The organism is Actinoalloteichus fjordicus (genome assembly GCF_001941625.1).
GTDB lineage: Bacteria > Actinomycetota > Actinomycetes > Mycobacteriales > Pseudonocardiaceae > Actinoalloteichus_A > Actinoalloteichus_A fjordicus.
The window spans coordinates 3,366,963-3,390,599 of sequence record NZ_CP016076.1 but is presented as its reverse complement, the minus strand read 5'-3'; the positions used below and the strand labels follow the sequence as shown (position 1 = coordinate 3,390,599).

At 73.5% G+C, this 23,637-nt stretch carries 9 protein-coding genes; 4 read left to right on the top strand and 5 right to left on the bottom strand.

Annotated elements, in window-relative coordinates; genetic code table 11:
* Positions 1-162: 162 nt before the first annotated feature.
* A complete protein-coding gene (locus tag UA74_RS14965) occupies positions 163-777 on the bottom strand; it encodes a TetR/AcrR family transcriptional regulator (RefSeq protein ID WP_075740848.1) in 615 nt (204 codons plus the stop codon).
* A gap of 365 nt (positions 778-1,142) precedes the next feature.
* Between UA74_RS14965 and UA74_RS14960 the strand changes: the two genes are divergently transcribed.
* The 4 genes from UA74_RS14960 to UA74_RS14945 all read left to right on the top strand — a co-directional run bounded on the left by UA74_RS14960 (position 1,143) and on the right by UA74_RS14945 (position 5,400).
* Positions 1,143-2,069, top strand: a complete 927-nt coding sequence (locus tag UA74_RS14960; RefSeq protein ID WP_075740847.1) for an aminoglycoside phosphotransferase family protein — start codon at positions 1,143-1,145, stop codon at positions 2,067-2,069.
* A 391-nt stretch (positions 2,070-2,460) separates the two neighbouring features.
* Positions 2,461-3,369, top strand: a complete 909-nt coding sequence (locus UA74_RS14955; RefSeq protein ID WP_075740846.1) for an NAD(P)-dependent oxidoreductase — start codon at positions 2,461-2,463, stop codon at positions 3,367-3,369.
* A gap of 125 nt (positions 3,370-3,494) precedes the next feature.
* On the top strand, positions 3,495-4,442 hold the full coding sequence (locus tag UA74_RS14950; protein ID WP_075740845.1) for an AraC family transcriptional regulator: 948 nt from the start codon (positions 3,495-3,497) through the stop codon (positions 4,440-4,442).
* Positions 4,443-4,536: 94 nt separating this feature from the next.
* Positions 4,537-5,400, top strand: coding sequence for an NAD(P)H-binding protein (locus tag UA74_RS14945; RefSeq protein ID WP_075766147.1), 864 nt, complete (start codon positions 4,537-4,539; stop codon positions 5,398-5,400).
* Positions 5,401-5,478: 78 nt separating this feature from the next.
* Here the strand turns inward: UA74_RS14945 and UA74_RS14940 are convergent, their stop codons facing one another.
* Genes UA74_RS14940 through UA74_RS14925 form a run of 4 tightly spaced genes read right to left on the bottom strand, consistent with a single transcriptional unit; the run spans position 5,479 to position 23,531 of the window.
* A complete protein-coding gene (locus tag UA74_RS14940; protein WP_075740844.1) occupies positions 5,479-6,054 on the bottom strand; it encodes a GNAT family N-acetyltransferase in 576 nt (191 codons plus the stop codon).
* Positions 6,047-6,991: a class I SAM-dependent methyltransferase gene (locus UA74_RS14935; protein WP_075740843.1), complete on the bottom strand. Its 945-nt coding sequence runs from the start codon at positions 6,989-6,991 to the stop codon at positions 6,047-6,049. The genes UA74_RS14940 and UA74_RS14935 overlap by 8 nt, the downstream gene beginning before the upstream one ends.
* Positions 6,988-12,756, bottom strand: a complete 5,769-nt coding sequence (locus UA74_RS14930; protein ID WP_075764583.1) for a non-ribosomal peptide synthetase — start codon at positions 12,754-12,756, stop codon at positions 6,988-6,990. Before UA74_RS14930 ends, UA74_RS14935 begins: the two co-directional genes overlap by 4 nt.
* Positions 12,753-23,531, bottom strand: a complete 10,779-nt coding sequence (locus UA74_RS14925) for a non-ribosomal peptide synthetase (protein WP_075764581.1) — start codon at positions 23,529-23,531, stop codon at positions 12,753-12,755. The genes UA74_RS14930 and UA74_RS14925 overlap by 4 nt, the downstream gene beginning before the upstream one ends.
* Positions 23,532-23,637 lie beyond the last annotated feature (106 nt).

Sequence of the window (23,637 nt, the reverse complement as noted above, 5' to 3'; positions counted from 1 at the left end):
CTGATCGCCGTGGCCGGACCGTGCGCGGCCGACGCCGACGGCCGCCTGATCTCCACGGACTTCGCCATCCAAGTCGGGCAGTGCTTCGCCCGCCTCGGAACCGTACTGGGCGAGGTCGGCCTCGGCTACGGCGACGTCACCACACGTCGGGGACGCCTGCCGTCACTCTCGCACCGCATGGGTGTGCAGGCCGTCGAGGACGAGTCCGGTGTGCCTGCGCCACACCGCGTTCGAGGCGTCGCCCTCGGAAGCGACGGCCACGCCGCCCGCCGCGACCGTGAGCTGCACGACCCGCCCCAGCGCCAGGATCAACAGTCCGACGTCGTCGGCGGAGACGTCCAGTCGCAGCGTGCCCTGCCGGTGCGCACGGTCCACCAGGCCTTCCAGCATCCCGCGCAGCGTCGCGAGCCTGCGCAGGAGGATCTGCGGCGCGCTCCTCGGCTCGGACAGGCCGTCCAGGACGGCCCGGTGACGGGCCATGACGGCCAGGGTCTGCTCGATGATCAACGTCAGTCCGAACCAGGCGTCCTCGGTGGCCACCGCGACCCCGGCGGCCTCGGACCACTCGGCGAGGTCCTTTTCCAGCGTCGCCGCCACCAGATCGTCCTTGGTGGGGAAGTGCCGATACAGCGTCGCGATGCCGACACCGGCCCGACGGGCGACCTCTCGAACGTCGACCGCGAGCCCCCGAGCGGCGAAGGCCTCCCTGGCGGCGGCGAGCAGCGCGGTGCGATTGCGCGCGGCGTCCCACCGTTGACGTCGTGGAGTTCCGGGCATCGGCGGCACCCTACCTGATCCGGAACATGCGTTCCGAAACAGCGACGTGTTCCGGAACATCGGTTCCGAAACAGGCCGGACCCGCTCGTGACCAGGAATGATCTTCGCGGACCTCGGGGAGACACTGGTGTGGTCTCGTCTTCGACCGTCGCCGGCGCACCGAGGAACCCAGCCTGTTGGTGACCAGCCCGCGTTTCGGCTCCACGCCGCCCCTGATGTCCTGACTCAGGCATCACCCACGATGTAGGCCCGCGTTAGCCTGGCGTCCTTCTGCTCTGGAGAGGCCGCCGACGGAACGGGCGTGGCGAGCGGGCATTCCGGCGAGTGAGTGTCCGCTCCGCCGGACTCACGTACCGTGGCTTCACATGACCGACCCCGAGATCGAGATCACTGCAGAGCTGGTGCACGCTCTTCTCGAGGACCAACATCCCGACCTCGCCGGGCTGGTCATCCGCGAGGTAGCAGGCGGCTGGGACAACCACATGTGGCGCCTCGGGGATGAGTTGGCCGTGCGCATGCCGCGCACGGAACACGCCCCGGATCTCCAGCGCAAGGAGTGCCGGTGGCTGCCCGTCCTGGCCCCGCGCCTTCCGCTCCCGGTTCCGGCTCCGGAGCGGATCGGCGAACCGTCCGCGCTCTTCCCGAGGCCCTGGGCCGTCATGACGTGGGTTCCCGGCGAGCCGCTCGACTGCGTCTCGATCAGTCGTGACGACCACGCGGCCGACGCTCTGGCGGGCTTCCTCCGGGCGCTCCATAGAGAGGCGCCCGCCGAGGCGCCTGCCAGTTCAGACCGCGGCGCTCACCCCAAGAACTGCACGGACGGCTTCGAAGAGTTCGTGCACGCCATCGCCCCCGGCGGCGTTACCGCCGACATCCGGGCTGTCCGGGCCGTCTGGGGCGACGCTGTTGCCGCCCCCGAGTGGGAGGGCCCGCCGGTATGGCTGCACGGTGACCTCCATCCCGCGAACGTCGTCGTCTCGGACGGGACACTCTCGGGCGTGGTCGACTTCGGCTCCATGTTCGCAGGCGATCCGGCATGGGACCTCGCGGCCGCCTGGGTGCTGCTTCCCGCAGGCGCCGCCGAACGGTTCTTCGAGGTGTACGCGCAGGCGGACGAGGCGACGATCCGCCGCGCCCGCGGATTGGCCGCCTTGAAGAGCCTCTTCCTCATCCTCATGGGACAGAACGGGGAACAGGGCCTTCCCGGCGGCAAGCCGACCTGGGGACCCGCGGGCCGGGCGGCGCTCGACCGTGTTCTGACCTCGAACGTGCGCCGGAACTCTCCCGTCTAGGCCCCGCTCGAGCCGGTGCGGCGGGAGAGCCGCCCGTACCCGCCAAGCCGAGACCCCCGCCGGGACGCGGGCGATCGGAGCGGGCCGGGCGGTCGGCGGGTGCCCACGCCGTCGCCCTCGGCGCGGCTCTGGCCGAGCCCTCAACCGGCTGCTGACCGGGCAACAGGCTTCGCGGCGCGACGTGCGCAACCCGCACCAGCGACCAGTCCGACTCGGCCCGAGCAGCGCGAGAACCCTGCCGGGTCAGGAATCGAGCAGCCGATTCTCACTTTTCGGTGCGTACCGCACTAATTAGTGCGTACTTGAATCCAGGCTTTCCCGGCACGACGCTGGCAGCAGGCGGATTTCGCCCGACCAATACTCCTGACCAGCATTGACGACTGGAGCATCCGTGCCAGAACACGACCACTCGACGACCCCGGCCACTCCAGTGACGATCATCGGACTCGGCGCGATGGGCACCGCACTGGCCGACGCATTCCTGGCTGCGGGCCACCCGACGACGGTGTGGAACCGCTCGCCCGGGCGGGTCGAGGCCCTGGTCGCCCGAGGCGCCCGCCGGGCGAACTCCGCCGCCGACGCCGTCGCGGCCGGTCCGCTGGTGATCGCGTGCGTCCTGGACTACCCGGCCCTGCATGAGATCCTCGACGCCTCGGTGACCGAGGCCCTCCGGGGCCGCACCCTGGTCAACCTCACCAACGGCATCCCCGGCCAGGCCCGAGCCACCGCGGACTGGGCACGGGAGCACGGCATCGAGTATCTCGACGGCGGGATCATGGCCATCCCGCCGACCGTGGCCACGCCCGGGGCCTTTTTCCTCTACAGCGGACCGGACGAGGTCCTCGACGCTCACCGCGCCACGCTGGAGGTCCTCGGCGAGGTCCACCACCTGGGCACCGATCCCGGCCTGGCCGCGCTGCAGGACCTCGCCCTGCTCACCGGCATGTACGGCATGTTCGCCGGCATCCTCCAGGCCTTCGCGCTCGTCGACTCCGAGGGCATTCCGACGAAAAGCTTCGCCCCGATGCTCCGCCGCTGGCTCACCGACATGGCGATCAGCGTCGACCTCTTCGCCCAGCGAATCGACGCCGACGACCATGACACCGGCGTCATGAACACCCTGGCCATGCAGACCACCGGCGTCGCCAATCTCGCGCAGGCGGGCCGGGAGCAGGGCGTCGATGTCGAACTCCTCGCCCCGCTGTACGCCCTCATGCAGCGACGGGTCGCCGACGGCCACGGCCAGGGCGACGTCGCCGGTCTCTTCGAGCTGATCAGGCGGCCGAGGGTCGCGGGCTGAGCAGCGAGACGGGCATCTCTGCCGCCCGCCCCGAGGTCCTCGCCTGGGGCGGGCGGCACTCCCTGTCTCAGCCGCTGTCGAGCGATCACGTCGGCCGCACCGACCGGCCCGGCTACTGTCGAGGCATGGACGCGCTGACCGACCTCATGCGCGGCGTCCGAGCCGACGGAGCACTGTTCCACCGCACGATCCTCACTCCGCCCTGGTCGCTGCGCTTCGCCGACGGTGCCCCCCTGACCCTCTGCACGATGGCGCACGGCAACGGCTGGCTCATTCCCGACAACGGAGACCCGACGCCGCTGCACCACGGTGACACCGCCGTCATTCTCGGTCCCGCGCCGTTCAGCGTCGTCGACGAGCTGCCCGACCCCGACGGTCCGCACCGGGCGAGGAACCCGCCGCCGCCCGGCGGTCCCGAGTCCGGCGGGCCCACCACTCTGGTCGTCGGCGCGTACCGCACCAGCGCCGACGTCGGACGGCGACTTCCCGGTGCGCTGCCGCCCGTGCTGACCGTGCCCGGCGACGAGGAGTGCGACGCCGTCCTGGACTTTCTCGCCGCCGAGGTCGCCGCCCACGGGGCGGGCAGGCAGGTCGTGCTCGACCGGCTGCTGGACTGGCTGCTCACCTGCACGCTCCACGCCTGGTTCGACCGCCCGGAGACTCATCCGCCTGCCTGGTATCACGCACTCGGCGATCCCGTGGTCGGCTCCGCGCTGCGCGCCGTCCATGCCGAACCGGCCCGTCCCTGGACCGTCGCCGCGATGGCGGCGGAGGCGGCCGTGTCCCGCGCCGCCTTCGCCAGGAGGTTCAGCGCTCTGGTCGGCGAACCGCCCCTGACCTATCTGACCGCGTGGCGGATGGCCGTGGCCGCCGACCTGCTCACCGAACCCGAGTCGACCGTGGCCGCCGTCGCCCGCCGAGTGGGCTACACCGATCCGTTCGCCTTCAGCGCGGCCTTCACCCGCGTCCGAGGCGTCACCCCCAGCTCCCACCGCAGCGGCCGCCGCGACTCGCCGCCCGAAGCCTGCGGCGCGGAACCGGCCACGCTGCAACCGGCGGGCAGTCCGGCCTGACCGGCGCTCGGTCGTCTCGACGTCGAGACGAACACCCATGCCGCCGAGGGCATCACCCATGGTCGACGCGCCGCGCACGATGCAGGCTCAGGACATGACACACGACCCCGTCCTGGTCATCGGCGGCACCGGCAAGACCGGCCGCCGGGTGACCGCCCGGCTTGAGGCCGCCGACATCCCCGTCCGCGTCGCGTCGAGGTCCGGTACGACGCACTTCGACTGGCTCGACGAGACGACCTGGGACGCCGCGCTCACCGGCGTGACCGCCGCCTACCTCGTCCCCCTGGACGGCGCGAACCGCACCGGGGCCCTGATCCGCCGGGCGGAGGAACTCGGCGTCCCCCGACTGGTGCTGCTGTCGGCTCGCGGCGTCGACACCCCCGGCTACTTCGGCGCCGACAACCTGGCAGGCGAAGGACATCTGGCGGGCGAGGCGGCATTGCGGGACTCGGACACTGACTGGACGATCCTGCGCCCCGGCTGGTTCGCCCAGAACTTCAGCGCCGAGCCATTCCTCACCCCCATCCGGCAAGGCGAGCTGCGGTTGCCCGCCGCCGACGGCGCCGCGACGTTCATCGACGTCGAGGACATCGCCGAGGTCGCGGTCACGGCGCTCACCGCCGCCGACGACGCCCACACCGGAGCGACCTACGAGCTGTCGGGCCCTCGACCGCTGACCATCGCCGAGGCGTTGGCCGAGATCGCCGCCGCCACCGGCCATCAGGCCCGCTACGTCCCGATCCCGGTAGAGGACTTCATCGCCGACCTGGTCGCGCAGGGCGCGCCCGCCGCCGAGGCGGAGATCTGGGCCGCAGGCCTCACTCCGATCCGCGAGAACTTCGAGGCCCGCGTCTCCGACGGCGTCCACCGGGCGCTCGGCCGCGAACCCCGCGACTTCACCGACTACGTCGCCGCTGCGGCAGCGGCGGGCGCGTTGTGGGGGAGCGGTCCGCGCTGAGGCGGTCGGGTCGGGTGCGGCGGCGGTGCGAACCTGGCCGCGCCCGGCGCCCCCAGGCAAGTCCGTGCTGCTCGCCGCTCACCCCCGCGCGGCGCGGTAGTCGGCAGCCAGCAGGCCGAAGAGCAGGTCGTCGGCCCATTCGCCGCGCAACCACGTGTTGGCTCGCCGGAGACCTTCGCGGCGAAAGCCGAGGCGGTCGAGCAGCCGCACGGAGGCGTCGTTCCGGGGATCGCACTCGGCGGAGACCCGGTGCAGCCCCCGGTCCAGGAACAGGTGGTCCAGGACGCGCCCGACCGCCTCGGTGGCGTAGCCGCGCCCGTGGAACGCCGAGGCGAGCGTGAACCCGATGTCGGCCTGCATTCGGTTGTCGTGCAGGTTCACACCGACGTCGCCGATCAGGACGCCGTCGAGTGCGACGGCGTAGGGCGTCCAGCCCGGCTGGTCCGGGTCGGCGCGGGCGCGGCCCGCGATGGACTCGGCCGCCTGCTCCTCCGACAGGGGCGTGTCCCAGGCCTGGTAGCGGGCCACCGCCGGATCGGAGCGGTAGGCGGCCAACGCCGCCGCGTCCGCCGGCCGGAACGCCCGTAAGACCACTCGCTCAGCGGCCAGGCGGGGAAGCAGGCTCGCGTGGTCGGCGGGCGGCTCGTCACCCATCCCGACTCCCTCCCTTGCGCAGCACGTAGCACTGGAACAGCGCATGACCGGACGGGGTGGCCGCCGAGCGCTGCACCACCTCCAGTCCGGCCATCTCACACCACTGGGTGCTGATCAGGATCGGGGTGTGGCCGAGCAGCACGATCAGCCCGCCGTCTCGGCAGCGGCTCACCGCCGCCGCCAACAGGTCGTGGGCCTGGTCGGTGCCGACGACGAAGGCGTTGAGATGGCGGCACACCACCAGGTCCGCGCTGCCCGCCGGGATCGCGGGGCGGATGCTGTCGCCACAGTGGACCTCGTCCACCCGAGACCGGGCGTGCTCGACCATCGCCGCGCTGAGGTCCTGACCGACGGTGCGGACGTCGGGGAAGCGGCGGCCGACGGCCGACAGGAACGCCCCCGTCGAGCAGGCGGCGTCGTAGGCGATGCCGCCGAGGAATCCCAGCTCGGCGAGTCGCTGCGGCACGTAGTCCCGCAGGACCGACTCGGCGTGGTCGAGTTCGGCGACGAACTCCTCGGTGACCTCCCACCCGCCCTCCTCGGTCGCGGCGGCCTCGCGGACTCGGTCGCCGAGCTGCGCGAAGGGGTAGTACAGGTCGGTCAGGGGATCGGCGGCGGCCTCGGCGAACAGCGCCGCCTTCTCCGCCTCGTCCAGCGGCCGATGGAAGACCGCGACGTGGTCCTCGGCCACCTGCTCCCGTTCGACGATGCCCAGCAGCATCCCCGGCTCGACCAGGCAGCCCTTGAGCCGCTCGACCGGTCCGTCGCCGAGATCCGGGCCGGGATAGGCGGCCTCGGTCTTGCGGCCCACCAGCCGCCGTCCGGCGGACGACAGATAGAACAGGTCGTACGGCCTGCCCTCGACGTAGGTCTCCACCGCGCGTTCAGGCGAACGGCGGGCGGTCTCCGACAGGCTCGTCGCAGGCAGGGTCGTCATCGGTTCTCCCCCAGTGCGTCGCGGACGGCGGCAGCCGTGTCGGGCAGGTGATCGGTGTCGAAGAGCCGCTCGTGGTCGCCGGGCACGGTCGTGACGACCAGACCGGGGAACAAAGCCCGATCCCAGCCGTGTGGGCGGGCGGCGTCGCGGTCGCCGGCGTCGACCGACAGCAGCGATACCCGGTCCGGGTAGGCGGGCTGCGGGTAGCGGGCGGCGAGGCCGCCGTTGTGCTCCAGTTCGTCGGCGAGGTCGACGCCCTCGGGAGAGTCGGCGTCCACGCCCAGCTCGACCAGCCGCGCTCGGATGCCCTCGCGGGGATCGCCGGTCGGCGCGGTGGCGTTGAGGTTATGGCTGTCGATGAGCAGGACGTCGGTGACCACGTCCCCGTGTGCCTGCATCTGTCGGGCCATCTCCAGGGCGACCACGCCGCCGAAGGACCAGCCGCCGAGGTGGTACGGCCCTTCGGGTTCGAGGGTGCGCACCCATTCGACGTAGCGGGTGGCCATCTCGGCGAGGGTGCCGAAGCGGTGGTCCGGCTGCCCGAACCGGGGATCGGAGAGCACGTGCAGCCGCCACTCGGGCAGCAGTGGCGCCAGCCCGTGGTAGGGCAGCGCGAGGCCCTCGCCGGGATGCACGAGGAACAGCGCCCCGCCGGTCGCGTCCGGGTTGAGAGTGTGCACGTGCTGGGAGCCCGACCCGGCGACCGGGCCGAGGAGCTGCTCGGCGAGCCCGGCGACGGTGCCCGCCTTAAGGATCTGGGGTACGTCGCAGCGCATCCCGGCGGGCAGGTTCTCGCGCAGGACCCGCAACAGCCGCACCACGAGCAGCGAGTGGCCGCCGAGGTCGAAGAAGTCGTCGTGCGCGCCGATGCCGCTGACGCCGAGCACCTCTTCCCAGCAGCGGGCGATCAGCTGTTCCAACTCGGTGGTCGGCGGCCGGGACGCCTCCGCCCCGGCTTGCGCGTCCGCGGCGCCCGCGAGCTCGGTCAGCCTGCGCTGGTCGACCTTGCCGTTGCCGGTCACCGGCAGGGCGTCGAGCACGGTGATTCCGCCGATCATCCAGTCCGGCAGGCGTTCGACCAGCAGGCGGCGCAGTGCACCGGGGTCGAGCGCGGCTCCGGCGCGGGGCACGGCGAACGTGGTCAGTGCGCCGTCGTGGACGACCGTGACGGCGTGCCGCACGGTGGGGTGTTCCTCGGCGGTGCGGTCGATCTCGGCGGGTTCGACGCGGTGGCCGCGCACCTTCACCTGCCGGTCGTCTCGACCGAGGAACTCCAGCGTCCCGTCCGTTCGCCATCGCGCGCGGTCGCCGGTGAGGTAGAGCCTGCCCTCGCCGAAGGGGTTGGCGGGGAATCGTCGGGCGGTGAGGTCGGCGTCGCCGAGGTATCCCGCGCCCACGGCGATCCCGGCGGTCGCCAGTTCACCGACGCACCCGACGGGCACCTCCCGCAGGTGCGCATCGACCACGTGCACGGTGGTGTTGTCGATCGGCCGTCCGATCGGCACCCGATCGCCGAGGCCGTCCTCGGGCGTGCAGGTGTGGTGGGTGACGCTGATGGAGGCCTCGGCCGGGCCGTAGGCCTGGTGCAGGAGCGCGTCCAGGCCCGAGTAGGCGAACGCCCGGACCAGGGCGGGGCTCACGGCCTCGCCGCCGGAGAGCACGTGGCGCAGCCCGGTGCAGTGCGCGGCCTCGGGGCCGTCGAGGAACGCGGCGAGGAGGGTGGGCAGCAGGTGGGCGACCGACACCTTCTCGGCGCGCAGCAGCTCCGCGAGCCGGTCCGCGTCGAGCACGACCTCGTGCGGAACGATGACGACGGTGCCGCCGTGGGCCAGCGGGAAGAACACCTCCCACAGCGCGATGTCGAACGCGGTGCCCGCCGTGGCCGACACCCGTGGCGGCTGCTCGGTGGGAAACGCCGTGCCGGACCACACGATCCGGTTGACCAGCCCGGCCTGGGGTGCCAGGACGCCCTTGGGGGTGCCGGTGGAACCGGAGGTGTAGACCAGGCAGGCGTCGCGGTCCGGGTCGGCGACGCCTCGGGTGCGGCTCGGCGGGCCGGTCGGTGCCGTGACCGTGCCGTCGGGGTGGATCACCGGCCAGGCGGCGAACCCGGCCGGGTCGCCGCTGGTGAGGACGGCGGCCACCCCGGCGTCGGCGGCGATCGTGTGCTGTCGGGCGGTCGGGTGGTCCGGGTCGAGCAGGACCGGCACCGCGCCGTGCCGGTGGACGGCCAGCAGGGCCGTGACGAACGCCGTCGACCTCGGCAGGCAGAGGGCCACCAGGTCGCCGCGCGCCACCCCGGCCTCGGCGAGACGTCCGGCCAGAGCGGCGGCGCGGGCGTTCAGGTCGGTGTAGCTCACCACCGTGTCGCCCTCCACCACGGCCGGGGCGTGCGGGGCGGCGGCGAGGCTGCGGGTGAACAGGGCGAGCAGGGTCGCCGCGTCCGGTTCGTCCGTCGTGGTGGAGTTCCAGTCCGCCAGCAGCTCCCGGTCGGCGGCGGGGGTGACGTCCAGTTCGCGCAGTCGGGCGCTCGGGCGGGTGCAGAGCTGCTCCATCAGCAGCTGGAAGGTCGCGATCAGCCGGTCGACCTCGGCGGCGGTGAAGTGCGTGGTGTCGTAGTTGAAGTGGAAGGCCAGCTTCTCCAGCGGGAGCACGATCAGCCCGATGGGATATTCGGTCTTCTCCTGGGCGTGCAGGTCGATGACCTGGATGCTCAGCTCGTCGTCGCCGGGCAGGTTGTCCTCGGGGTAGTTCTCGAAGGCCACGAGGCTGTCGAAGACCCGACCGCCGGAGAGCCGGGTGCCGCCCGCCCACGACTTGATCTGGGCCAACGGGACATGGCCCTGCGCGGAGGTGATGGCGAGGTCACGGTGGATGGCGTCCAGCAGTTCGGTCACCGTCCGATCCGGGTCGAGCCGGATGCGCAGCGGGATCGTGTTGATGAACAGCCCGACCATCAGCTCGGACCCGGCCAGCTCCGGCGGGCGGCCCGCGATGGTCAGGCCGTGCACGACGTCCTCGGCGCCGGATCGCAGGGCCAGCAGCATGCTCCACGCGGCCTGGGTGATCGCGTTGGAGGTGACGCCGTAACGGCGGGAGGCCTCGGCGACCAGCTCGGTCAGCGACTCGGTGAACTCGTGGACGATCGTGTGGAACAGACCCTCCCGGTCCGAGGGCGCCTCGGAGAACGGGGTGGGCGACAACTCGGCCAGGTACTCCCGCCAGAACCGTTCCGGTTCGTCGCCCTGCGCGGTCTTCGCCCGGATCCAGCCCACGTAGTCCCGGTAGGGCCTGCACGGCGAAAGCTGTGGTTCCCGACCCTGCACGAGGTCCTCGTAGATGCGGAACATGTCGCCCCAGATCAGCGACAGGCACCAGCCGTCGAGCAGGATGTGGTGATGACTCCACAGTAGGTAGTGGCCCTGGTCGCCTCGACGCACCAGGGTGAGCCGGTACAGGGGGCAGGCGTCCAGGCCCAGACCGGCCGCGCGGTCGTCCGCCAACAGCCGTTCCAACAGCTCGGCGTGCCGGTCGGGGCTCTCCTGCGACCAGTCCAGCGTCGTCCACGGCGGCTGGACGTCGGAGCGCACGTACTGCAGCGGTTCGGCCAGTTCCTCCCAGACGAAGCCGGTGCGCAGGATCTCGTACCGGTCGGCGACCCGCCGCCACGCCTCGTGCAGCGCGGCCTCGTCGACTCCGCCCACCAGCTCCAGCACGTTCTGGTTGAAGTAGGCGTCGGAGTCGGGCCAGTACAGCCCTCGGAACAGCATCCCGGCCTGCATGGGCGCCAGCGGGTAGACGTCGACGACACCGGGCCGGTCGCGCACCGACGCCAGCTGTGCCTCGTCGATGCCCGCCGTCAGCGCGTCCGCGCCCGCCGCGTCCGACGGCGACTCGACGGCGGGCGTCGACGCGGCCCGGTCCGCCGAGGCGGCCATGCCTCGGACGGTGCGGTCGGTGAAGATCGTGGCGACCTCCAGGCGGATGCCCTCGCGCTGGGCGCGAGCGGCCAGCCGCATGCTGGACACCGAGTCGCCGCCGGAGCGGAAGAAGTCGTCGTCCAGACCGGGTTCCCCGGCGCCGATCAACTCGGCCCACAGGCTCGCGATGGCCTGTTCGGTGGGCGTCTCGGGCGCCGCAGCGGACCGCTGCACGGTCACCTCGGGCAGGGCCGCCCGGTCGATCTTGCCCGAGGTGGTCAGCGGCAGGGTGTCCAGCCAGACCAGTTCGGCGGGCACCTGGTACGCGGGCAGAGCGGCCGCCACCGTGGCCAGCACCTGGGCGGCGGCCTGCTCCCGCTCGGCTGCCGTCTCGGGGCGGCCGGAGACGAACCCGACCAGCCGCCGGGCCCCGTCGACGCCCCGCAGCACCACCGCGGCCTGACCGACCAGGTCGGACTCCAGCAGCGCGGACTCGATCTCGCCCAGTTCGATGCGGTAGCCGCGCAGCTTGACCTGTCCGTCCCGCCTGCCCAGGTACTCCACGGCGCCGTCGGGCCCGAAGCGGGCCCGGTCTCCGGTGCGGTAGAGGCGGTCGCCGGGGTCGCCGAACGGATCGGGCACGAACCGCTCCGCCGTCAACGACCCTCGGCCGAGGTAGCCGACGGCGACGGCGCGTCCGCCGATGCACAGCTCGCCCTCCGAGCCGACCGGCAGCGGCGTGAGGTCGTCGTCGAGCACGTGGACGGAGGTGTTGTCGATCGGGGTGCCGATGGGCACGAACGGCCGTTCGTCGGCGGCGTCGACCGCCCAGTGGGTGACGTCGATGGTGGCCTCGGTGGGTCCGTAGAGGTTGTGCAGCGCGCAGTGCGGGAGGGTGCGCGCAAACTCGGCCGCCATCGGCTTGGGCAGTGCCTCACCACTGGAGATCGCCACCCGCAGCGTCGCGGCCTGGACCACGCCCGCCACGTCGAGGAAGGCGGGCAGCAGCGACGGCACGAAGTGCAGCATCGTCACGGACTCGTCGCGAATGAGCGTCACCAGCGCCCCGGAGTCTCGTCTCGTGGCCTCCGGGGTGACCACCAGGCGGGCGCCGCTGATCAGCGGCAGCAGCTGCTCCCACACCGACACGTCGAAGCTGAAGGAGGTCTTGTGCAGGATCACGTCCTCGGGGCCGACCTGGTAGCGGTCGCGCATCCAGAGCAGTCGGTTGACCAGGCTGCGGTGATTCACCGCCACGCCCTTGGGGCGGCCGGTGGAGCCGGAGGTGTAGATGACGTACGCCACCAGGTCGGCGCCGGGGAACGCCGCCTGCTCCGTCGTCGTCGCGCCGGTGGGCTCGGGGTCGGGCGAGGGGGCGTCGAAGGACAGGACCGGGCCGTCGTGCCGGAGCTGTCCGGCCCGCGCGGCCGTGTCGGTGATCAGCGCGCTCGCGTCCGCGTCGGCGAGCAGGAACTCCAGTCGCCGGGCGGGCAGTTCCGGATCCAGCGGCAGGTAGGCCGCGCCCGCGTAGAGCACGCCGAGCACGGCGGTGATCCGGTCGGCCGACGGGGGCATCGCGACGGCCACCACGTCGCCGGGCCGCACGCCCAGCCCGATCAGCCTGCCTGCCAGTGCGGCGGCCGCCGCGTCCAGCTGTGCGTAGGTCACCGTCGACCCGTCGAAGGTGACGGCAGGACGCGCGCCGTGTTCGGCCGCCTGCCGCCGCACCAGGTGGTGGACGCCCACGTCGGTGGGGCGGTCGCGGGCGGTGTCGTTCCACTCGGCCACCTGCGCGGTGGTCTCGTCGGCGTCGTCGGCGAACAGGTCGCGCACGCGCAGCGTCACGGGTTCTCTCTTCCGTCGGGGTCGCCGCTGTCGGCGATCCGCTCCAGCAGGCGGGCCAGGCGCCGGACGAGGCCGGTCGCCTCGGCCGAGGTCAGCGCGTCGGTCTGATGGGTCAGCTCGAAGGTCAGTCGATCGCCCGGCAGCACCGTCAGGGACACGGCGAACTCGGTGCTCTCCACCGCGCGGACCACCCGCAGCGCGCCGTGCTCGCCGAGGGCCGCTCCGGTGCGGTCGCCGGGGTAGTTCTCGAAGACGACGATGGAGTCGAACAACGCGTCCGACGCCCCGGCCCAGGCTCGAATGCGGCCCAGGGGATGCGCGGCGTGCTGGTAGCCGTCCACCAGGCTGCGCTGCACCTGGTGGAACAGCGCGGGCAGTTCGGCGTCGTCGTCGATGCGCACCCGCAGCGGCACGGTGTTCAGGCACAGCCCGATGAGCCGTTCCGACCCGGGCACCTCCTCCGGCCGCAGCGACATCACCACCCCGAACAGCAGGTCCCGGCTGGCACAGCGGCCGCGCAGCAGCAGTGACCACGCGGCCAGCACCACCGAGTGCAGGGTGGCCCTGCTGCGTTCGGCCAGGCGGGTCAGTGCCCGGGTCGCCGCAGGCGGCAGATCGGCGGTGACCAGCGCCGCCGAGGACGTCGCGCCGACAGCGCCTGCCCGCCCGAGACGGGTGGGCTCGGCCGAGGCCAGCGCGTCCCGCCAGAACCGCGCTCCGGCCTGTTCGTCCTGAGTGGACAGCCAGGCGAGGTAGGCGTCGTAGCCGGGCCTGCGCGGCGGCACCCACCTGCGCCCGGCGACCCGGGCGGCATAGGCCTCGGCGACGTCGGCGAGCACCAGCGGCAGGCTCCAGCCGTCGAGCAGGATGTGGTGGTGGCTCCACAACAGCCACCGCCCTCGGGCGCCGCCGTCGATCCAGTGCCACCGCTGCGGACCCGGTTCGGCCAGGGCGAAGGGCTCGGACCGGTCGGCCGCCAGCACGACGTCCAGATCCGCCTCGGTCCCGGTGTGGACGCGCCAGTCCACCGGCGGGCTCGCGCCGATCACCTGCACCGGCTCGTCGAGGCCCGCGCTGGGAAACGCAGCCCGGAACACGTCGGTGTGCTCCACCACCTGCTGCCAGGCCGCGCGCAGCGCCCTCTGATCCACCGCGCCGTCGACCTCGAACAGGATCTGCGTGTGATAGGCGACCGAGCCGGGGCGGGCGAGGTGCCAGGCCACCATGCCCTGCTGCGCCGGGGACAGCGGCAGCACCGTGCGACTGCCGGTGCGGGCGGTGAGCACCGCCCGCAGGTCGGCGGCGGGCAGGGCGACGGCGGGGAAGTCGGCGGGCACCGCGGCAATGCCGAACGGCCCGGCCAAGGCCGCGACCAGCGCGATCAGCTCAATCCGCAACTGTTCGGCGAGCCCGCGCACCGCCGTGCGGGGGAACCGCTGCGGGTCGTGCAGCCACTCCACCCACAGGCCCCGGTCGTCCAGACCCGAGATCACCTCCACTCCGCGCACCGAGGCGTGCTCGGCGGCGGCGTAGGCGCCGATCATCTGTCGCTCGGCACGGGCGAACAGCCCGGCACCCGGACGCCCCGTCGTGGAGCCCAGGTGATTGACCACCAGGTCCGGCTCCGGCCCGGCATCGGCGCGCAGCAGGCCGTAGCCCACCCCGCCGTCGGGCACCTCAGCCAGCGCCGCGCGCACCGCCCGCAGCGCGGCCAGCGGATCCTCGGAAGGCAGCTCGACCGACACCGGATACACCCCGGTGAGCCAGCCGACGGTGCCGGTCAGATCCGGCCAGTCCGACGGCCCCGACCGACCGTGCGTCTCCCGTAGGACCGCGACCCGCCGGTCTCCCGTCCACCGGGCGGCGACGCGGGCCACCCCGGCCAGCAGGACCTCGTCCACCCGAATGCGGTGTGCAGCGGTCGCCGCCAGCAGCGCCTCGGTGTCCGCCGCGCCCAGCAGAAGCAGCACGGGCGCGGTGTCGTCGTCCTCCCCGGTCGCCGCAGGCAGCACGGGCAGCAGCGGCAGCCGAGGCAGGTCGGCGAGCCCGCGCCGCCAGTGCTCACGCTGGGCGGGGGTGTCCACGCGCGCGGCGAGTACGGGCTGGGCCCGGGCGAAGTCCGCGAACGGCGTCACCGGGACGGGCAGGGCCACCGGCACGTCCCGCGACACCTGCCGGTAGGCGCTGTCCAGATCGGACAGCACCGTCTCCCAGGACGCGGTGTCGATCGCGAGGTGGTGGGCGACCAGCAACACCACCTGCCCGCCCTCGGCCCGCTCGCCGACCAGCGCGGCCAACGTCGGTCCGTGCTCGACGTCCACGGCCGCGTGGACCGGTCGGGCCCACTCCTCGACGTCCGCCGCGACGACAGGAGCGTCGGCCACCAGCACCGTGGCCAGTGCGTCGGCCGCCGACGCCAGGACGGCGTGGTCCTGCCATCGTCCGTCGTCCCACACCGCGCGCAGTCGGAACGCATCGTGGTGGGCGGCCACCGCGCGTAACGCCGCCCGCAGTCGCGCAGGGTCGATCCGTTCGGTCGGCTCGGTCAGCACGGCCTGGTTGAAGTGTCCGGTCTCGCGGGCCGCCCCGGCCAGGAACCGGCGCTGCGCCGGGGTGAGCCACAGCCTGCCGTCGGCGGCCGCCGACAGCGGCGCGGCGGCATCGGCGGCCGGGTCGATCGGGACCACCGCGACGGCCAGGTCCGCCAGGGTCGCCGCCCGCAGCACCTGCCCCAGCTCCACCCGCAGCCCGGCCGCGCGGGCCCTGGCCGCCACCCGGATCGCGCTGACCGAGTCGCCGCCGAGGTCGAAGAAGTTGTCGCCGACACCGATCGCCCGACCGGCGGCCACCGGCAGCACCTGCGACCAGATGGCGGCCAGGGCACGCTCGACGTCGCTGCCCGGCGCGACGACCTCGCCGGTCGCCGGGGCCGCGGCCGGGACCGGAGCGGGCAGGGCCGCCACGTCCAGTTTCCCGGTGACGCCGATCGGCAACTCGGCCAGCACCACCAGGTGGGCGGGCACCATCGCGCGAGGCAGCCGCTCCCGCAGCGCCCGGCGCACCTGCGCACTGAGCGCATCGGCATCGGCCGTCGGGTCCTCGGCGACCAGATAGCCCACCAGACTCACCACGCCGTCGCCGTCCTCGCCGTCGCCGCCGTCGCCGTCCTCGCCGTCGCCGCCGTCGCCGTCCTCGCCGTCGCCGTCGTCCCGGTACGGCAGCACCGCGCACGCGGCCACGCCCGGCGTCGCGACGAGGGCGGACTCCACCTCGTGCGGCTCGACCCGCACCCCGGCGATCTTCACCTGCCGGTCCGCCCGGCCGACGAACTCCAGCCCGCCCTCGGGGTGGTAGCGGGCGAGGTCGCCGGTGCGGTAGGCACGGGCACCGGGGATGTCGGCGAACGGGTCCGGGACGAACCGGTCCGCCGTGGCCGCCGGATTCCCGAGGTACCCGCGAGCCAGCACCTCGCCGCCGATCACCAGCTCACCGACCACCCCCGCAGGCACCGGCTGCCCGAACGCGTCCAGCACGTACACCCGCGCATTCGGCAGCGGCCGCCCCAACGACACCCGGCCGGGTTCGACCCCGCCCGGGCTGCGCCAGTGCGTGGCGATGATGGCGGTCTCGGTCGGCCCGTAGGTGTGATGCAGCGCCGCGGGCAGCCGCGCCGCGAACCGCGCGGGCAGGCCGGGGGAGAGGCGCTCCCCGCCGCACAGCACGTGCCGCAGCGACCCGGCGGGCCGCTCCCGCAGGTAGTGCTCCAGCAGTGTGGGCACCAGATGCAGCACGACCACCCGCTGGGCGGCCACCAGCTCCGCGATCGCGGCCACGTCCCCGTGCCGGTCCTGGTCGAGCACCACCAGCCTGCCGCCGCAGGCCAGCGGATGAAACAGCTCCCACAGCGAGATGTCGAAACCGACGGCGGCGACCTGTGCCCCGGCGTCACCGGGCCGCAGCGGATATGTCTGCCGCGACCACGCCAGCTGGTTGGCCAGTCCCCGGTGAGTGCACTGCACGCCCTTGGGTGCCCCGGTCGACCCGGACGTGTAGGTCACGTAGGCGAGCTGGTCGGGCTCGGGTCGACGCACCGGACCGGGGTCGGCCGGGCGCAGTTCGGCGAGCACCAGGCACGCCGTGTCCCCGAAGACCGGGTCGGCCTGGTCGGCGATCACCGCGTGCGCCCGACAGTCGGCGAGGATTCGTCGATGCCGCTCGGTGGGCTGTTCCGGGTCCAGCGGGACGTACACCCCGCCCGCCTTCCAGATGCCCAGGACGACGGCGGGCAGCTGCAGGCACCGCCCGAGTCGGGTGGCCACCGGCCCCTCCACCGGCAGGTCACGCTCCCGCAGCCACGCGGCCACCCCGTCGGACAGCGCGTCGAGCTCCCGATAGGTCAGCGACCCGGTCGACGTGGTCACCGCCGTCGCATCCGGTGTGCGGACGGCCCAGCCGGTGACGAGGCCGAGGACCTCCGCGGGCCGCTCCGGCATGGTCTGCCGGTTGGGCTCCACCAGCAGCCGGTGCCGTTCCCGGTCGCCCAGCAGATCGAGACCGGCCACGGCGGCGTCGGGCTGCTCGGCCACCCCGCCGAGCAGGTGCGCCAACGCCGAGGCGAGGTGGGCGATCCCGGTGTGACTCAGCAGGTCGGCGGCGCCACGCAGCTCGACGTCCATCCCGTCGACCGTGGTGCGCGCGGTGATCTCCAGGTCGAACGCCCCCAACGTCGGGGTCTGCGGCACCGTCCGCGCCGTGACGTCGGCGAAGGCCGTGGTCTCCTGGGCGGCGTCGTCGTCGAGATCGAACACCACCTGGCTGAGGCCGCGCCCGCTGCGCCCCAGCTGCCGCACGATCTGCTGAGTCGGGACCGCGCCGTGCTGGAACGCGGCGTGCACGGCGGCACGAGTGCGCGCGAGGTGCGCGGTGAACGAGCCGCCCGACTCCACCGCCACCCGGATCGGCAGCACCGACACCAACGGGCCGACCATCCCGGCCGTGGCCTCGTCTGCACGGTCGGCCACCGGCGTCCCCACCACGACGTCGGGCTGCCCGCAGCACCGAGCCAGCCACGCCTGCACCCCGGCCAGCACGGTGATGAAGAGCGTGGTGTCCTCCCGTCGACTCAACGCGACCAGCGCGGCGGCGGCCGACGCGGGCAGCGGCACGCGCACGGTGTGTCGGCCGGGGTCGCGGGGCGTGTCCGGCTTCCGCGCCGCAGGCAGGTCCAGGCGTTCCGGTGCCCCGCGCAGCGCCTCGGCCCAGAACGCGAGCCCCGCGTCGTCGGTCGGCGCGGCCCGGTCGGCCGCAGCCGAGATCAGGAAGCTCGCGGCGGCGGGCAGCACCGCCGGGCGCTGCTCGACGCGGGCCGCATACAGCTCGGCCAGCTCACGCACCAGGACGCGGGCCGACCAGCCGTCCCCGGCGATGTGGTGCAGCACGATCACCAGCACGTGCTCGGTCGTTCCCCGCCGCAGCAGAATCCAGCGCACGGGCGGTGCGGCCGCGAGATCGAAGGGCTCGGCGATCAGAGCACGGAGCTGCCCGTCGGGGTCGGCGTCGTCCGCGTCGAGCACGCGCAGCGCATGGGTGTGACCGGCCGGTCGCCACCTCGGCCCGTCCTGGTCCTCGGCGAGCACGCTGCGCAGCAGGTCGTGCCGGTCGGTCAGCGCCGCGGTCGCCGCGCGCAGTGTCTGCACCGACAGCGGCCCGGACAACCGCAGCACCACCGGCAGGTGGAAGGTGCTGCCGCCTGCGGTGGTGGCCTGCGCCCAGATCGCCAGCTGCGCCCACGACAGCGGCGCCGTGTCGACGACGACGGCGGCAGCGGCGGGTTCGCCGTCGGTCGTGGCGGGCTCGTCGACCGCCCACGGCGCCAGACCCTCGATGGTGGGGTTGGCGAACAGATCCGGCATCCGCAGCTCCGGATAGCCCAGACCGCGCATCCGCCGCACCAGGTCCATCGCCAGCAGCGAATGCCCGCCCAGGGCGAAGAAGCTGTCGCCCAACCCGACCCGAGCCACCCCCAACGCCTCGGCCCACACCGCAGCCGCCGCCCGCTCCCGGTCGGTCCTCGGCTCGCGGTAACCCTCGTCGGGCTCCGGGCCGACGTCGAGCGAGACCAGCCCGGCCCGGTCGATCTTGCCCGCCGCCGTCCTCGGCAGCGCCGAGGTCACCGCCACCACCGCAGGAACCATGAACGCAGGCAGCACGCCCGCCGCATACGCCCGCACCGCCGCCGACTCCACCCCGGCCGGTGCGGCCACGTGCGCGATGAGGACGTCCCCGCGCACCACCACCGCCGACTCGACCACCGAGGGATGCCCGGCCAGGACGGTCTCCACCTCGTCCAGCTCGATCCGGAAGCCGCGCAGCTTGACCTGCCGGTCGGTGCGACTCACGAAGTGCAGCGCCCCGCCGTCGCGTCGCGCCAGGTCGCCGGTGCGATACATCCGCTGCCCGTCCCCGACGAACGGGTCCGGCAGAAACCGCTCGGCGGTCAACCCACCGCGGCGCGCGTAGCCCCGCGCCAACCCCGCGCCCGCGAGATACAGCTCCGCCACCACCCCGTCCGGCACCGGCATCAGATACCGGTCCAACAGGTAGGCCCGCGTGTTCGCCGTCGGCACCCCGATCGGCGTCCCGCCGCCGGGCACCAGATCCGCGGCGGTGGCGCCGATCGTGACCTCGGTCGGCCCGTAGGCGTTCACCAGCCGCACCCCGCCCGCACGTCGGTGCCAGTGCGCCACCGCGTCGGGCTCGACCTGCTGCCCGCCGATCACCATCAGCCGCAGCGACGACGGCAGCACCAGCCCGCCCTCGTCGTTCAGGGCGTCGACGAGTCGTTCCCAATAGCCGGTGGGCAGATTCGCCACCGTCACCCCGTGCCGCGCGCACCGCTGCAGCAACGCCTGCACCGACCCGGCCGACGCCTCGTCGCGCAACACCACCGTCGCACCCGCGACCAGGGTGGGGAACACCTCCTCCACCAGCACGTCGAAGGTGACCGCGCAGAACTGCAAGACCCGATCGGCGGGGGAGAGCCCGTACTCGCGCACCGCCCACCGCACGTGATCAGCCAACGCACGATGCTCCACCACGACACCCTTGGGCTCACCAGTCGACCCGGAGGTGAAGAGGACGTAGGCGGCCTCGGCAGGCTGCGGCGCAGGCCCCGGTCCACCCGGATCACCGGCCGAACCGGGGTCCACGGCCACGACGCCCAGCCGAGCGAACCGGTCGACGTCGGCGCTCACCACCAGCCGCGCGCCGCTGATCGCCAGCTGCCCGCGCAGCCGATCATCCGGATCATCCGGCGACAACGGCAGGAACGCGCACCCCGCCGCCAACACCCCCGACAGCGCCGCCACCAGGTCGACCGACCGAGGCAGACACACCCCGACCACGTCCCCACGACGGCCGCCCGCCGCGCCGATCCGCGCCGCCACCACGTCGGCGTGCCGCACCAACTCCGCGTAGTCCACCACCGTCGACCCGTCCACCACGGCCGCCGCGCCCGGGGTGCGGCCGGCGACCGCACGCAACAGCCCCGGCACGTCGGTCGCGGGCGGCTCGACAGGCCCCGCCAGGACCGGCGCCGCCGCCACGGTGGTCAGCCGCGCCGCACCGATCCGCAGGTCGGGGTCGGCGAGGACGTCGGCCAGCAACGCCGTGAACCCGTCGGCCAACACCTCGGCGGCCGGACCGTCGAGCACGTCGTGGTTGAACTCCAACTCCAGGTCGACGCCGTCGGGCAGGGCGCGCGCGATCAGCGTCAGGTCGAAGGCCGTGAGACGCGACGGCGGGCGCAGCGGCTCCGCCACCACCCCCGGCAGCTCCACCGCCGTGCCGAGCGAGTCCTCCCACACCACCATGTGCCGCATCAACGGGTGATGCCCGGCGTCACGCCGCCTGCCCAGCGCACCGGCCAACCGCTCCACCGGCACCGCCTGATGCGCATACGCCGCGGGCACCGCCGCACGACACTGCTCCAGCACCTCGCCGAAACGCGGCGCACCCCGCAGATCGACCCGCAGCGGAACGGTGTTCACCAGCATGGTCACCACCGCCTCGGCGCCCGGCAGATCCCGGTCGGCCATCGGCGCCGCCACCACCACGTCCTGCGCGTCGGAGAACCGGTGCAGCAGCACCTGGAACGCCGCCAGCAGGACCATGAACGGCGTCACGCCGCGCGCGGCGCACACCGCACTCAGCGCGGCGGTCTGCTCGGGCGACAGCACCCGCACCACCCGCCCGGCCCGGTGCCCGTGGTCCACGCGGCGACGCGGCCCCACCGTAAGATCGACGTCCCACACCGCACCGTCGAGGCTGCGCCGCCAGTACGCCAGGTCCCGCTCTGCGCGGGCTGAGGCGTCGACGCTGGTCAGCACCGCCGGATTCGCGGGCGCGGCGAGCTGGGGCGCCCGGCCGTCGAGAGCGGCGGCGTACAACTCCCGCAGCTCCTCGGCCACCACCCGCATCGACCAGCGATCGATGACGATGTGATGCAGCACGAGCAGGAACAGGTGCTCCTCCTCGGCCAGTCGCAGCAGCCTCGCCCGCAGCAACGGCGGCCTGCGCAGGTCGAACGGCTCGGCCATCGCCTCGTCGGTGGCCGCCGCCACCCGCCGCTCGCGCGCCGCCGCATCGAGCGGGCGCAGGTCCTCGACGCGGAACGGCACCGATGCGGCGTCGGCCACCGACAGTCGAGGCGGACCGTCGTCGACCGAGGGCACGCTGCGCAGCACCGGATGTCGCCGCACCAGGCCGTCCAACGCCGCACGCAGCGCCGCCTCGCTCACCGGCCCCCGCCATCGCGTCGGAACGGACACGGTGAACAGGCCGGGGCCGCCGAGGAACTCCTCCTCGAACAAGATCCGCGCCTGACCCGGCGACAACGGCAGCTCGGCGGGCACGGCAGCCGCCGCCCCGGCCTGCTCGCCCGTCTCGGCGACCGACGGCCCGGCCCCGGCCTGCCCGGCCGACAGCTCCACCACGCGACGGGCCAAGACCGCCACGGTCCTGGCCGCCAGCACGTCGGCCATCGACAACCGCACCCGCCGCCCACGCCACACCGCCGCCACGATCCGCGCGGCGATCAGCGAATGCCCGCCCAACGCGAAGAAGTCGTCGGCGACCCCCACCGAGTCCACCCCGAGCAGGCCCGACCACAACGCGGCCAGCTCCCGCTCGACCTCGGTGCCTGCCTCGTCGGTCGGCACGCCCACGCCCGCCGACGCAGCGGGCAGGGCCGCGTGATCGATCTTGCCCGTCGACGTCGTCGGGAACCGCTCCACGAACACCCACCGCGTGGGGATCACCGCCTCGGGCAGCACGTCGACCAGATGGGCCCGCAGCCCGGCGGGCTCCGCGCCGCCGCTGCCCTGGAGGTAGGCCACGACCCGGCCGTCCACCTGCCGCACGACCGCCCGGCCGACCGCCGGATGCCGATGCAGCAGGGACTCGACCTCGGCCGGGTCCACCCGATGCCCGCGAACCTTGAACTCCTCGTCCACCCGCCCCAGGAACTCGAGCCGACCGTCGGCCAGCCACCGCACCCGATCCCCGGTGCGATACACCCGCCCGCCGCCCGCCGGGTCCAGCCCGAGCCAGTCCGGCAGGAACCGGACCGCCGTGGCCGCCGCCCCGCCCAGATACCCGCGCGCCAACGGGACGCCGCCCACCAGCAGCTCCCCGGCCACCCCCACCGGAACCCGCAGGCCGTCGGCATCCACGACGGCCACCGCACAGTTATGCATCGGCCTGCCCAACGGCAGCCGATCCGCCGCCGCACCGGCCCCGGCCTCGTCGTGCACCACCGTGATCGTGGCCTCCGTCGGCCCGTAGGCGTGCACCAGCCGAGTGTCCGAACGGGCCAGCAACCGATCCCGCAACGACGGCGGCACCCGCTCCCCGCCGCACACCGTCAGCCGCAGACCCAGCCGCTCACCGTCAGCCGAGCCCGCCACCAGCTCGTCCAGCACCGACGGCACCAGATGCGCGACAGTGACCCCCTCGGCGGCCATCAACTCCGGGAGATACGGCACGATCCCGTGCCGCCGATGCTCGGCGATCACCAACCGCGCCCCGACCACCAGCCCGGCGAGCAGCTCCCACACCGCGATGTCGAAACCCGGCGACGCCGTCGCCAACACCACGTCCTGCGAGAACAGCGGATAGACGTCCTGCCACCACAGCATCCGATTCGCCAACGCACCATGGGTGAGCAGCACACCCTTGGGCCTGCCGGTCGAACCGGAGGTGTACGTCAGATACGCGGCCAGCCCCGGCACCGGGTCCGGCCACCCCACCGCCCCGGACACCCCGTCGCCCGCCTCGACTCCGCCGGTCCCCTCGGCCTCGCCGTCGACGGACAGGACCGGCCCGGCGACCTCCTCGAACACCCCGGCGGAGCTGACGGTCACCACCGGACGCGCATCGGCCAGCACCGCCGCCCGCCTGCCCGCAGGCCACCCCGGATCGAGGGGAAGGTAGACACCACCAGCCCGGAAGACCGCCAGACAGGCCACCACCCGGTCCAGGCCGTCCTCGACCAGCACCGCCACCGGCCGCTCCGGGCCGACCCCGACCGCCCGCAGTCGACGCGCGAGCGCCGCAGACCGGGCAGTCAGCTCCGCATAGGACAGGCGGCGCCGCCCGCACACGACGGCCACCCGATCGCCGCCCGCAGTCGACGCCGCGGCGATCAGCCGCCATAACCGGCCCGGACCGTTCTCGACTCGGGTCCCGCACTCCCAGTCCCGCCTGCTGTCCGCCATAGTCGGTCCAGGCTAGGAACACCGATTATCAGTTCCTTATCGACCGCGACCGCCGACGAAAAACCGAATGATAAAACCGCCCGCTATAAATACTGCTCGCGTGAGC

Coding starts and splice junctions, on each gene's coding strand:
- UA74_RS14965 (WP_075740848.1), bottom strand. CDS start 777: ATGCCCGGAACTCCACGACGTCAACGGTGGGACGCCGCGCGCAATCGC.
- UA74_RS14960 (WP_075740847.1), top strand. CDS start 1,143: ATGACCGACCCCGAGATCGAGATCACTGCAGAGCTGGTGCACGCTCTT.
- UA74_RS14950 (WP_075740845.1), top strand. CDS start 3,495: ATGGACGCGCTGACCGACCTCATGCGCGGCGTCCGAGCCGACGGAGCA.
- UA74_RS14945 (WP_075766147.1), top strand. CDS start 4,537: ATGACACACGACCCCGTCCTGGTCATCGGCGGCACCGGCAAGACCGGC.
- UA74_RS14940 (WP_075740844.1), bottom strand. CDS start 6,054: ATGGGTGACGAGCCGCCCGCCGACCACGCGAGCCTGCTTCCCCGCCTG.
- UA74_RS14935 (WP_075740843.1), bottom strand. CDS start 6,991: ATGACGACCCTGCCTGCGACGAGCCTGTCGGAGACCGCCCGCCGTTCG.
- UA74_RS14925 (WP_075764581.1), bottom strand. CDS start 23,531: ATGGCGGACAGCAGGCGGGACTGGGAGTGCGGGACCCGAGTCGAGAAC.